Raw genomic sequence first — 13303 nt, forward strand, 5'->3', positions numbered from 1 at the left:
GAGGGCATTTTTATTTTGGATGGAAAACAGAATGAGACAAATCGTTAATGTTGCTGCCATGATTTTCTTGCTGTCATTCTTCTTTTTCTCTAATCAGGTCGCAGCGTATCAGCCTGATGGGGAAAGCTATCGTTATATGGAGGTAATCAGAGACAGCGAAATTTATGCCTTGATCGGAGAACATGTGATTCAGGTTGGCATCTTCAGGAAAGGGCAGAGCCTGAAAGTAGCTCAGGATGAAGGAGAAGACAGTGATTATTACGTATTTAGGTTTGGTAATGGGAAAGGTTACATTGCTAAAAACCATTTAAAAGAAATAAAAAAAGCCTCATTTCCCCGTGATCCTTTCCCCATCCTCAATAATAAAATCACTCAGGGTTTAGCTACCTTTCAGTCAACGAAGGTTTACAGCACGCTGAAAGCCGATAGTAAGCCAATTGCAGTACTGGCAGCAGATCTCCGTTATCCAATTCAGGATAAGGTACAGGATATTAAGCATAATATCTGGTATGAAATTAATCTGGGAGGACGTCTGGGTTATATTCGTGCTCAGGATGCTGAACAGGATAATGGCATACCCGTGCTGACATACCATCATATCCTTGAGGAGAAAGAGAATAAGCGTTTTCTGCACACATCAACAACCACATCTTTGAACGCCTTCAGTAATCAAATGGATTACTTAAAACAGGCTGGTTATACCACGATTTCACTCTATGAGCTGGAAGGGTACTTGAAAGGAGTAGTTAACCTGCCGGCGAAAGTCGTTGCTTTGACTTTTGATGATGGATTGAAGTCAGTGTATCGGTATGCTTACCCAATACTGAAAAAAAATGAACAAAAGGCGACACTTTTTATCATTTCATCCCGAATCAAACGCCATCCTCAGAAATGGAATCCCAATAACCTACAATTTTTGAGTCTTAATGAATTGTTATCTATGCAGGATGTTTTTGATTTTCAATCCCATACTCATTTCTTGCATCGATTAGGTAAAAATAAGAAGCCCATATTATTCAAGCGTTCATACCGGAATATTCTGTATGATTTCGAACGTTCTCGCCGGGCATTATCACAATTTAACCCCCATGTAATTTATCTTTCCTACCCTTTTGGCGGCTATAATATGTCAGCGATGAAAGCGGCTAGAAATGCAGGTTTTCATTTGGCGGTTACAACTGTGCAGGGAAAAGTTAAATTGGGAGATAATCCTTTTTCCTTGAGACGGTTATATATATTGCGGACAGATTCCATTGAAAAAATGGCGAAAATGATAGCCAATAAACCAAGAGATATTCCTTTTTCTAAGATAAATAGTAAAAAATGATATATTTAGAACGATTATTAAAATAAGTATATAGAACTCACTGTATTAATGGATTTTTATTAGAAATATCACAGTTCGCTATTTTTGATCATGTTTTCATGAAATAATACCCTGTCAGTTTAACTTCAAAATATTATATATTATTGTTTCCATTTAATTATTAAATTATGTGGAGGTGAAAGTGAATATTGACGGTTCTTGTAATGTATTGATAATCTCCTTTGATGGTGTTCCGATGTCCGGAATTGTTGTTGAATCAATTAAACTTGCAGGTTTTTTGAAAAACAGTAAGAAAAGAATTTTCATGGATTTAGGTTATGATATAAAAATTGATAAAGGAAATTTTAATAAGGAATATAAAGATGAGTGCTCATTATTTGGTGAGTTATTAGAATTGGTTAGAGTTGTAAATATTTTTTATCTTCCTGATTATAATATTAATTTTCTTACTGATGTTTTTGATGTCATGATAAGAAATAATAAAGTGATTGAAGATGGTGAATTAAGAAACTTAAAAGAAAGGGTCGAAAAAGTTTCTGATGCGCTTTCGGATTCAATTCTGGAATTCTGGCTGGAAAATCGTATTGGTTATCTCATTGTAGAAAATGGAACTATTCCAGAAAATATTGTTTATACCAAAGCCTTGTATAAAGCTATCGATAAATATGGGCAACAATTTGATCTTGATAAATTTGTTTTTTGGCGTGATCATGATTTGATGTGGAATAGTGAGACATCCGCTGAGAAATATGGCGCACCACCTTACGAATTTGCAATAAAACCTGTTGACTCACCGTATATAAAATACTTTACTTTAAACCAGACTTCAAAATCACATTTATTAGAATGGTGTGGATATGATTTAGATATCAATGTCCTACCTAATAGTTATGACTTTGAACGCCTGACTTCTAGGAAAAATATCAGGCATCGATTTGGTATCAGTAAAAATGATGTAGTTATATCAAGAATCACCAGGATTATTCCACAGAAGAGATTGGACAGAGATATTATCCTGATCAAAGAGCTTAACGGACTATTCAGTCAGGATGATATAAAAATATATTTACTTGTGGCGGGTAATATCAATGAAGATGTATGTCATTATCATCAGTTAAGAGATATGGTGAAAAATTATGATGTAGAAGATTATGTTATCTTTGTCGGTAGCTTATGCCATGATTTTTACCATAATACATCCGAGTTTACAGTTGAGGATCTGATACATTCAGCAGATTTAATATCATTCTTGACTTCATATGATTATGATAGCTACGGGAACCCTATCGGGGAAGCAATCTGTCAAAGTAAATGTTATATCACGACCAGCTATGAATATTATGATGAGGTGTATGGTAATAAAGGTTTCCTTTCTCCAGTGATGAATATCAGCAAAGAAAATGATGGAGTGCCGGATAAAGAGTTTATTAATGAAGTTTATGCATTTCTCAAAGATCCAGTAAATATGAAAAGATATGCGGAGCATAATTACAAATTAGGAAGGGAGTTATTGTCTCATCGTATTCTGGATGACATTTTCTTTTCAGATAAAAGGTGAATATGATGAATGAAGTGATGGAAAAAGATGTCGTTATTTCTGTTGTTTTACCTGTCTTTAATGAAGAGAAAAGATTGAATATTGTATTAACTTCTCTTTTTAACCAATATGATGAATCAGGGGAATTAAATAAGGACACTTATGAGGTTGTTATTGTTGATAATAATTCAACAGACAACTCCCTGAATGTTATTAAAGAATTTAGAGAAGCTAATCCGTTATTGAATCTGTATGTTATAGAAGAAAAAGAGCAGGGGGTTTCTTCCGCCAGAAAATGCGGAATGGATTTTGCCAGTCAGAGGAGTAAAGAGCGGGATAATAAATATCAGCTGGAGCAACGTTTTTATATTCTGTCTGCTGATGCAGATTGTACGGTTGATAACCAATGGATTTATCAGCTCATAAAAAAAATGACGATGGATAAGGCTGATTTGGGGACGTGTAATTATTTCTATGATCCCGAAAAGTTTTTACATCGTCCTGTTTTGTATGAACAGATAAGAAAGACATTACTTTGTCGTGAGTTTTCTTTCTCTCTATTTGGTGGGTTTCCTGATGGTAAAGGTTTTGCTGTTGAAAGAGACTTATACGATAAGGTGGGTGGCATCGAAATTTTTTACCAATTACATGGTGGCGCGTTTGTGCAACACCTGTCGGATGACTGGGATTTCGGTATTAAAGTTATTGCTTATGGTGGTAAGCCAACTTATGCGCACTACTCCAGAGTTGAGATTAACAGCAGGCGGGTCGATAATTTGCTGGGTGAAGTGATCATCGGCAAGGCTTATGGGGCTGATGGCATAATCACCATGAAAGATATCCGACCACCGGATGAAAATATACCGTATGGAGATCTCACACCAGAAGAAGGGAAAATGGCATGGGATTATTCCATTAAAGATTATGTACCTAAAAATATTATATTACCTTTATTGCTTAATCCTGATTTATTACAGAAAGACGCCATCATTGATTTTTTTACGGCTCCGGTGGCTCAGAAATTGTATGAACGCATTCATGAAATAAAATCGGCAGCTTGTATTATCGATTTTAAACCGATACACGCTTATAAAACGCCATCCTACCGGCTTTATTTCGAATTCAGACAGCAAATATTCGCCAGCCTGCGTAAACATGTGGATCAAAGTATAGGTTATCCGCCGGAGTTACCGCCTTGTCTTGACGCTATTCTGAAGCAGCAGCCAGATAAATTTATTAATTATGTTTACTACTTCTGTGAGGACAGGGAATCAGGAACAGCCCATAACTATTTTGCTAATGGAGGGGTTTTCTGATGATAGAGCAAGCACTGTATTCACTGAATAAGATAGACGAAAAATATCCACGGCCCGATATTATTGATGTACTTTCTGATCAGCGTAATCAATCCCTTCTTTCTTATGTTTATCGTGACCCATTCGGGTGTCATATTTTCCCCGGAGATATTGAAAATTACCCGCATCAGCGCTTTCTTGAAGCATTGAATAGTGAACTTTCTACCGGATATCCCATTCATCTCTGGGCCTATATACCTACCTGCCGATATATTTGTCATTTTTGCCAGTTTCCTAAGATTGTGGTCAGGCCACACAGAGAAGAGTCATCTCAGGTATTTAAGGAAGTCGTCGACCTCAATATCATGGAAGCCAGAATGTGGCTGCAAAAAGTGCCTAATCTGGCAAGTGTGCCAATCGGTGAGTTTAATATTTTCGGAGGGACACCATCACTATTGCCCTTTGATGAATTGGAACGGTTAATGGTGTTTTACCGGGAACACTTTAACTTTAGTCATGCAACACTAAGATTTGAAGGAGAGCCGGGTACTTTAGACAGCCATTATCTGGCTTTTCTGCACAAACTAGGGTTCAGTAAACTGTCTTTTGGGGCTCAATCTTTCAACGATGATATTATTTATTCTTCTGGCAGGAAGCACTCTTCTCGGGAGTGTTTCGAGGTGATAAAAAACGCCCGAGAAACCGGTATTGAGTGGACCAGCGTAGATTTAATTTATGGTTTATTACAACAGAGAGTTGAAGATGTTGAGTATGACATCAGAAAAGCGCTGGAACTGGAGTTGTCTCATATTGTCTGCTCGAAGCTGCATATAAAAGATTTCATGGAAACGCGGACCGGTGTCTCAGAGGAAAAAAAAGCCTTGTGGCAAAAGAAAATGGTGCCAATTGAAATTACACCAGTTGAAACAACATCTGCTGGAACAAACCGTATTGATACCGGAGCCAATAAAGGCAGTAAACTTTCTGCGAATATGTTTCCAAGCCTTGGTGAGCAATATCAGATGCGCAATGTTATCGATAATTTATTTGATAGTTATTACTTTGAACATCCGACAATGTATTTTTATCGCAAAGATACAGAGCCAGAAAAGTGGAAAGGCATTATTACTGATCAGGATAAACAACATCCGGAAGTTGCTATTGGATTGGGTGGCAGTTCTAAATGCCGTTCCGCTGAAATGGTGAACCTCACCGATTACAAGTGTTATCGCGAAGCAGTGAATAATCATATTTTGCCTGTTGCTTCTGTGACGGGTATGTCAGCAGAAAGGCAGGAAGCGAATGCTATTAAAATGGCGTTATCGACCTGCCAGCCGGTAGACAATGATATTCACCGGCAAAGATTTGGTCATGCGATAAAAGAAAACAAACGTATTTATAATAAATTATGTGATTTGGCAGAGCGTCAGTTGCTATTTTTTGATGATGACAAAATTAAACTCACGCGTAGTGGCAAAGTGCTGGTTGAGTCAATCATAAATACAGAATTTAATGACTAAATATGATGAGTAATAATGATTAAAGCCACCCGTTTTATTCTTACTAAACGGGTGGCTTTAATGCGTACCGGTTCAGGAAGATTCTTTACTCTTTATCATTTTGATAAATGTTTCTCGTGCACTTGATGAACCAAGGCGTTCAGCTTCATCTAACAGAGTCAGTGCCTTATTTATATCTCCATTTTTGATCGCTTTCTTGATAGCCTCATTGAAGTGCTGTTCTGTTTCACCGGAAATAGATTTAGGCACCCTATTAGGATTTGGATCTACAAAAGTATGATCAGCTAATACGTTTTCGGTAGTTCGTTCTGACGTCACTTTCAGCGTTAAAATTCCGGTATCAGTATGGAGAGCTATTGGGTCTGGAATATTGGGAACCGCGTTACCTACTCCCTGAGCATAGGCTTTGGCTGGATCAACCATTTTGGTCGATGTTTGCAGGTCTGCATGGGTAGTGTAAATCAGCAAATATATATTTTTCTGCCCTGATACTGGCGTTATTTTTAATGTTCTTTCAACCCGTTCCCCCGAGAAGATCCCCGGTTGTTGATAGGAAAAAGAATGGCTTGCATAAAGTGCAACAGGCTGAAATTTTTCATCAAATACCAACACGTTAGGTAAATAGACCTGCTTATCTTTTATCAGGCTGCTCAACGTGATTTTCAGGGCACCCTGACTGGCCGGTAAAGCAAGAGTGGCAATTGCTCCCTGAATATTCCCTTCGTTAATCTGAGGTGAAGCTCGACTGAGTACAATTGTGTGCATTGCCGGGGGCTTCATCGGTTTCCATACCTGCTTCTGTAAAACAGAAGCAGGTATGGAATAAGCTACGTTGTTGCTTACTTCCGGGTTAATCATAGTCTTCTCAGAGACAGTACCTGCGGCATAAGCTACTAAGGGGAGGCTTATGCAGGAGAGAATACTGTAATAGAAGAGAGTAATTAGTTTGGTTTTCATCGTTTCACCCTTAACCACAATCACCACCAGGCTTCAAATTGAGCACCAAACGTGAACTCATCATTCTTACCACGGCTGAAATGGTGCTCAGTTGTATCACGATAAGCTAACCCATCGTTATAACCGGGAGTTTTGTTGGCATAACCCCATTTTTCATTCCATTTAGTATAAGTGGTGTACAAACGAATCGCCGGACGGGACCAGATGCTATCGCCTGCCTGCCATTGTTGGGCCAGAGTGATTTTGTACTGGTCGTTAATCGCTTTGGTACGCTGAGATTTGACATTATCGTAGCCAACCTCCATTAACGTACTCATGGTTGGTGTCCATTTGTACATCGGGCGGATACCGGCGGTATACCAAGTGGTGCCGTTACGATTGTCGCGATCAATATTTTGGTACATAGCGACGTACATTAAGTCCCATTTTTCAGCCAGATTGATGGCTCCATGATTTATCACGCGTAGCATATGACCATTATTGTCGGTACTGGCTCCCGCGGAACGACCATTATTATTGGAAGTCATAGAGTCAGTCGCATACTGAACAACAAGTTTATTGAACCCATCCAACATGCTTTGGGTATGTTCAGCCGTCAGCATTATCCCATCTTTAGAAGCGTTTTTGGCCAAATGATAACCCTTACGTGGATTAGCCCGCCCGTAATCAACACCTAATTCGAGTACACCACCGCTGTTGATGGGGAGATCAGCAAGCCGGGCATCAAAAACATCATTAGAGGTTTCGGTATTTTGATTTTTATTATCAACCCAGTGATATGAACCGCCACTTTCAGTATTGCGTGTCACGGCGAGAGAAAGTTTGCCAAAATCAAGGTCAATATTTTCCAAACCGGCTCCGGGACCGGAAATATCCCAATAATAGAAATCGATCATATGTACATCATGGCGTTGATAAAAACGCTTACCGGCCCACAGTGTTGAACCTGGCAACCAGTCAATCAGGTTAGTTCCCTGTACATTCACTTCACGGAATACTGGGTTGACCGATTCATTATCGCTTTTCTGAGCCGCGCTGTAGGCCAGATTGGTATCGAAATAGAAGCGTTTATCTTCTTGTTGCCATAGTGCTTGCCCCAATTTTAATTCAGCATAGGTTTCACATTCATTTCCGAGGCGGTATTTACTCTGTGCCCCTGTACTTTGAGCACATTTTTGCTCACCGCCACGTCCTGTCCAGCCGATACCTGAACGGGCATAACCGTGGAAGTCTACCGCAGCGGCCTGCATGGAAAATAATCCAGCAAGCAAAGGTAATGAGAGAGGTAAGATGCGCATAATTGTTCTCCTGTTATTTTTTTATGGCGAGGTTTTAAACCCCTGGTTCTCTGTATAGGCGCCGACATGCTGTTCCGTCTTCCCGAAACAGATGACAACGATGAGGGGCTAATCCGATAGTGAAGGTCGCCCCTTCTTCTACAAGAACAATATCAGGCTGGAGATAAACGAGATTTTGACGGATGGTTGATATGTGGATATGGATATGAGTTTCACTTCCTAACTGCTCTACTATCTGTACAGTTCCTGTCAGCGTTACGTCAGCGACATCGCTGGGTAAAAGGTGTTCCGGTCGGATACCCAAAGACACATTACTCCCGATGGTAACTCCCTTACTTTCTACCGGAAGCCAGACATGTTGCCCATTAGGCAGGCTGATCTGTACTTGATCAACAGCGGTTGCGGAGACTTTGACTGGTAAGAAATTCATCTTTGGAGAACCCATGAAACTGGCTACAAAACGGTTAGCCGGGTAGTGATAAATTTCGAGAGGTTTACCAACCTGAGCAATATTGCCGGCATCCAATACAACGATTTTGTCTGCTAATGTCATGGCCTCGGTTTGATCATGGGTGACGTAGATCATGGTGCGTTGTAGACGCTTATGCAGACGTGAAATTTCGATACGCATCTGAACTCGCAGGGCAGCGTCCAGATTGGAGAGAGGTTCGTCCAGTAGAAAAATATTGGGTTCGGCGACCAGAGTACGGCCAATAGCCACTCGCTGACGCTGGCCACCGGATAGTGCTTTTGGACGGCGATCCAATAGATGAGCTAGCTGGAGAGTTTCTGCGACTTTCTCTACCCGTTTTTGAATCTCACTTTTTTTAATACCTGCCAGTTTCAGGCCGAAAGACATGTTATCTGCTACGGATAAATGGGGGTAAAGTGCATAAGATTGGAACACCATACCGATACTACGTTTAGCGGGCGGCACATTATTTATTACTTGGCCTGCAATCAGCATTTCACCGGACGTAACATCTTCCAGACCGGCAATCATTCTTAATAAAGTCGATTTTCCACATCCCGATGGACCAACAAAAACCACAAATTCCCCTTCATCAATCTCAAGATTGATATTTCTGGAAATAACATTTTCACCATAAGCCTTAGATACATTACGAAGTGTGACGCTGGACATGTGTTTCCCTCGGAGTTGCCATCCTGGTTTGTAGTGAAAAGTAGATGGCCGGATTGTGTGCAAAATAACAGGAATAAAAATCCTCCATTTTATCGTTTTTTATGGAGGAGGGATTAGGAGGATGAGATTAGTAGGATTACAAAATCCCTTGATATTTCACGAAATAAAATGTGATTTTAGTTCCAGAAATTGGTGCGTTTTTAAGGCTGGTGGCATGGTTTACAGTGCTTTTGTAATCACGTTCACACTCATTTGATGAGAGGCGTAGACAGGGGGAGGATGAGTCTGCTTTCTATTAATTGCACACTGTGAAATATTTTCTGGCGGTGTAGTGAAAAATTCATCTTAAATCAGCAAATACTGAAAAGGACGGAATGATGACAAAAAGAATCTCAAAAATAGGTGCTCGTGCACTGATGCTTTCCGTTTTATCTACATGGGTACTTTCTGTTCCTGCTTTCGCAAAACTGGAAGAAGGTAAGCTGGTAATTTGGATCAATGGGGATAAGGGATATAACGGTCTGGCGCAGGTTGGTGACAGATTTATGCAGGATACGGGGATTTCAGTCAGTGTTGAACATCCTGATAAACTGGAAGAAAAATATCCTCAGATTGCGGCGGTGGGAGATGGTCCGGATATCATTTTCTGGGCACATGACCGCTTTGGGGGCTACGCACAGTCGGGATTACTGGCGGAGGTTACGCCTGATAAGAATTTTATGGACAAACTATTTCCCTTTACCTGGGATGCAGTTCGTTATGAAGGCAAATTGATTGGCTACCCTATTGCGGTTGAAGCTCTTTCTCTTATTTACAATAAAGACTTAGTTAAGTCACCACCCTTAACATGGGAAGAAATTCCTATGTTAGATAACGAGCTAAAAAAGCAGGGGAAAAATGCGATCATGTTCAATCTTCAGGAGCCTTATTTCGTCTGGCCCCTGATTGCTGCTGATGGTGGATATGCTTTTAAGAGGCAGGGGGATACCTACGATATTAAAGATAGCGGGGTAAATCATACTGGTTCTAAAGCCGGTCTGGAATTTTTAGTCAGTCTGGTAAAAAACAAACACCTTAGTGCTGATACCGATTATTCCATTGCTGAAGCTGCCTTTAATAAAGGTACGACAGCAATGACTATTAATGGTCCTTGGTCATGGGGGAACATCGACAAAAGTAAAATTAATTACGGTGTTACTCTGCTGCCGACTTTTAAAGGCCAACCTTCTAAACCTTTTGTTGGCATTTTAAGCGCAGGAATTAACGCAGCCAGCCCCAATAAAGAGCTGGCCAAGGAGTTTTTGGAAAACTACCTGCTGACTAATGATGGCTTAGCAATGATGGATAAAGATAAGCCGCTGGGTGCGGTAGCGTTGAAGTCTTATCAGGATATTCTTGCCAAAGATCCACGCATTGCTGCCACGATGAACAATGCCAAGAAAGGTGAAATCATGCCGAATATTTCACAAATGAGTAGTTTTTGGTACGCCATGCGTAGTGCAGTACTTAATGCAATCAGCAGCCGACAACCTGTAGATGCGGCTCTCAATGATGCAGAGGCTCGAATTGTAAAATAAACGTGCATTAGTCTTCTTCTTTTGAAGGAGGCTTTTTATTTATCGGAGGAAAGATTTTCTCATTGAATCTCAGTAAAACAGGTTCGTGGGAATAGGCTCGCAGGTAATAAATTTCTAGTAACAGGAAGTGCATAATGTCAGCAAGGTTGAACAAAAATGTATGGTGGCCACGTTCTGTCCTGAAATGGTTTGCGGTGGGGCTGAGCCTGTTTTTTACCGGTTATTTGATTGTGTTGATGTACGCACAAGGGGAATACCTGTTTGCGATTCTGATACTGGTATTACTGGGTAGTGGTGTTTATGTTTTCGCTAATAGTAAGTCTTATGCCTGGCGTTATACCTACCCGGGTATTGCTGCGATGTTATTGTTTGTTCTGTTCCCGCTTGTTTGTACCATTACGATTGCTTTTACAAACTATAGCAGTACCAACCAACTTACCCTTGAGCGGGCTCAGGCTGTATTGATGAGTAGACAATATCAAACAGGCCAGTCATTTAATTTCAAACTTTACCCCCAGGATCAACAGTGGATTTTGGTATTAAATGTCGCTGATAGTTCGAATGTATTGGTATCTGAGCCTTTTTCTTTATCTGATAAAGAAAAAATCATTCTACCATTATATGAACAGGTAACCCCCTTTAATCATGACGCTGCCACGTTGCGTACCATTACGCAGAACCGGCAGGCATTAGGGCAAATAACAGTACTTCTGCCGGATAACAGTAGATTGCGCATGAGTTCTTTACGGCAGTTTTCCGGTATACATTCCCTTTATGCTCTGGAGAAAGATGGACACACCCTCATTAATAATCAGACAGGTGTCAAATATCGCCCGAATATGGAGACGGGTTTTTACCAATCCATTGATGCAAAAGGGGAATGGGGTAGTGAGACGTTGAGTCCGGGGTTTACGGTTTCCATTGGTTGGAAAAATTTCCTGCGGGTTATTCAGGATGAAGGGATTCAAAAACCTTTTCTCTCCATTTTCGTCTGGACGGTGCTCTTTTCTCTGTTGACGGTAATATTGACTGTGGCACTGGGCATGATTCTGGCTTGCATTGTGCAGTGGGACGCTCTTAAAGGCAGAGCTATTTATCGTGTATTACTTATCTTACCGTATGCTGTACCTTCCTTTATTTCTATCCTGATTTTTAAAGGATTATTTAACCAGAGTTTTGGTGAGGTGAATCTACTGCTCAATGGGCTGTTTGGTTTGAAACCGGATTGGTTTACTGACCCGACTCTGGCCAGGACCATGTTGATTATTGTTAATACATGGCTGGGGTATCCCTACATGATGATCCTTTGTATGGGGCTGCTGAAAGCGATACCTGATGATTTGTACGAAGCCTCCGCGATGGATGGTGCAGGGCCGCTACAGAATTTCCGCTATATCACTTTTCCTTTGTTAATTAAGCCTCTGACACCATTGATGATTGCCAGTTTTGCTTTTAACTTCAATAATTTTGTTCTTATTCAATTGCTTACCAACGGCAGGCCGGATCATGTTGGGACAACGACACCAGCGGGTTATACCGATCTATTAGTCAGCTATACCTATCGTATTGCTTTTGAGGGTGATGGAGGGCAGGACTTTGGATTAGCAGCGGCGATAGCAACGTTAATCTTCTTGTTGGTGGGGGCTTTGGCAATCATTAATCTGAAAACGACACGAATTAAATTTGATTGATTAAGGAGGTAGTGGCATGGCGATGGTCCAATCTAGATCACAGCGGTGGCGAATATGGGCAACGCATATATTCATGCTGATTTTTATCGCCTCGATTTTATTTCCATTACTCATGGTCATTGCTATCTCTTTACGACCGGGGAATTTCGCGACGGGCAGTTTGATCCCTGAGTCGATTTCTTGGGAACACTGGAAACTGGCGCTGGGTTACAGTGTTGAATCCTCTGATGGGCGCATTACTCCTCCTCCGTTCCCAGTAATACTGTGGTTATGGAACTCTGTAAAAGTCGCATTAATTACTGCGACTGGCATTGTTGCGTTGTCAACAACGTGTGCTTATGCTTTTGCTCGTATGCGTTTTCGTGGCAAAAACACCTTATTGAAAGGCATGCTGATTTTTCAAATGTTTCCCGCTGTTTTGTCATTGGTGGCCTTGTATGCTTTGTTTGATCGTTTGGGGGAATATATCCCTTTTCTCGGTCTGAATACCCACGGTGGTGTGATTTTTGCCTATCTGGGGGGAATTGCGCTGCATGTGTGGACGATAAAAGGCTATTTTGAAACGTTAGATCGTTCTTTAGAAGAGGCGGCCATGCTGGATGGTGCTACATCGTGGCAGGTTTTCCGTTTGATATTGTTACCGCTTTCTGTACCGATATTAGCAGTGGTATTTATCCTGTCTTTTATTGGTGCGATTACTGAAGTACCAGTTGCATCGTTATTGTTAAGGGATGTGGATAATTACACATTAGCTGTGGGGATGCAGCAATATCTCCACCCACAAAATTACCTCTGGGGTGACTTTGCCGCCGCCGCTGTACTTTCTGCTATACCTATTACAGTAGTTTTCTTGCTTGCCCAGCGTTGGTTAGTTGGGGGATTGACTGCTGGTGGTGTGAAAGGGTGACGGTCTGTTTGAAATTTATCAAAGAGTAAAGATAAAGCAAAACTTCGTAC

General features: G+C 40.8%; 10 protein-coding genes. 7 read left to right on the forward strand and 3 right to left on the reverse strand.

Going from position 1 to position 13303, the window contains the following annotated elements; genetic code table 11:
• Positions 1 to 31 precede the first annotated feature (31 nt).
• From Xsto_RS13120 to Xsto_RS13135, 4 genes are all read left to right on the forward strand, one after another.
• Entirely contained in the window at positions 32 to 1327 is a 1296-nt protein-coding gene (locus tag Xsto_RS13120) for a polysaccharide deacetylase family protein (RefSeq protein ID WP_099125331.1), read from the forward strand.
• Positions 1328 to 1508: 181 nt separating this feature from the next.
• A complete protein-coding gene (locus Xsto_RS21875) occupies positions 1509 to 2885 on the forward strand; it encodes a glycosyltransferase family protein (RefSeq protein ID WP_099125332.1) in 1377 nt (458 codons plus the stop codon).
• Positions 2886 to 2887: 2 nt separating this feature from the next.
• Positions 2888 to 4180: a glycosyltransferase family 2 protein gene (locus Xsto_RS21880; RefSeq protein ID WP_244590398.1), complete on the forward strand. Its 1293-nt coding sequence runs from the start codon at positions 2888 to 2890 to the stop codon at positions 4178 to 4180.
• Positions 4180 to 5679, forward strand: coding sequence for a radical SAM protein (locus Xsto_RS13135; RefSeq protein ID WP_099125333.1), 1500 nt, complete (start codon positions 4180 to 4182; stop codon positions 5677 to 5679). Before Xsto_RS21880 ends, Xsto_RS13135 begins: the two co-directional genes overlap by 1 nt.
• Before the next feature lie 72 nt (positions 5680 to 5751).
• On the opposite strand, the gene Xsto_RS13140 is transcribed toward Xsto_RS13135, so the two are convergent.
• Genes Xsto_RS13140 through malK form a run of 3 tightly spaced genes read right to left on the reverse strand, consistent with a single transcriptional unit; the run spans position 5752 to position 9078 of the window.
• Positions 5752 to 6636 (reverse strand): MalM family protein, encoded by an 885-nt coding sequence (locus Xsto_RS13140; RefSeq protein ID WP_099125352.1) that lies wholly within the window; start codon positions 6634 to 6636, stop codon positions 5752 to 5754.
• Positions 6637 to 6656: 20 nt separating this feature from the next.
• Positions 6657 to 7934 (reverse strand): maltoporin, encoded by a 1278-nt coding sequence (locus Xsto_RS13145; RefSeq protein ID WP_099125334.1) that lies wholly within the window; start codon positions 7932 to 7934, stop codon positions 6657 to 6659.
• A gap of 34 nt (positions 7935 to 7968) precedes the next feature.
• Positions 7969 to 9078 (reverse strand): maltose/maltodextrin ABC transporter ATP-binding protein MalK, encoded by a 1110-nt coding sequence (malK, locus tag Xsto_RS13150; protein WP_099125335.1) that lies wholly within the window; start codon positions 9076 to 9078, stop codon positions 7969 to 7971.
• Between the two features lie 377 nt (positions 9079 to 9455).
• Between malK and malE the strand changes: the two genes are divergently transcribed.
• The 3 genes from malE (at position 9456) to malG (ending at position 13253) form a co-directional block, all read left to right on the forward strand.
• Positions 9456 to 10655, forward strand: a complete 1200-nt coding sequence (malE, locus tag Xsto_RS13155) for a maltose/maltodextrin ABC transporter substrate-binding protein MalE (RefSeq protein WP_099109257.1) — start codon at positions 9456 to 9458, stop codon at positions 10653 to 10655.
• 134 nt (positions 10656 to 10789) lie between these two features.
• Entirely contained in the window at positions 10790 to 12346 is a 1557-nt protein-coding gene (malF, locus tag Xsto_RS13160; RefSeq protein ID WP_099125336.1) for a maltose ABC transporter permease MalF, read from the forward strand.
• A gap of 16 nt (positions 12347 to 12362) precedes the next feature.
• Positions 12363 to 13253 (forward strand): maltose ABC transporter permease MalG, encoded by an 891-nt coding sequence (gene malG / locus Xsto_RS13165; protein ID WP_099109259.1) that lies wholly within the window; start codon positions 12363 to 12365, stop codon positions 13251 to 13253.
• Positions 13254 to 13303 lie beyond the last annotated feature (50 nt).

Source organism: Xenorhabdus stockiae (assembly GCF_002632825.1).
GTDB classification, from domain to species: Bacteria; Pseudomonadota; Gammaproteobacteria; order Enterobacterales; family Enterobacteriaceae; genus Xenorhabdus; species Xenorhabdus stockiae.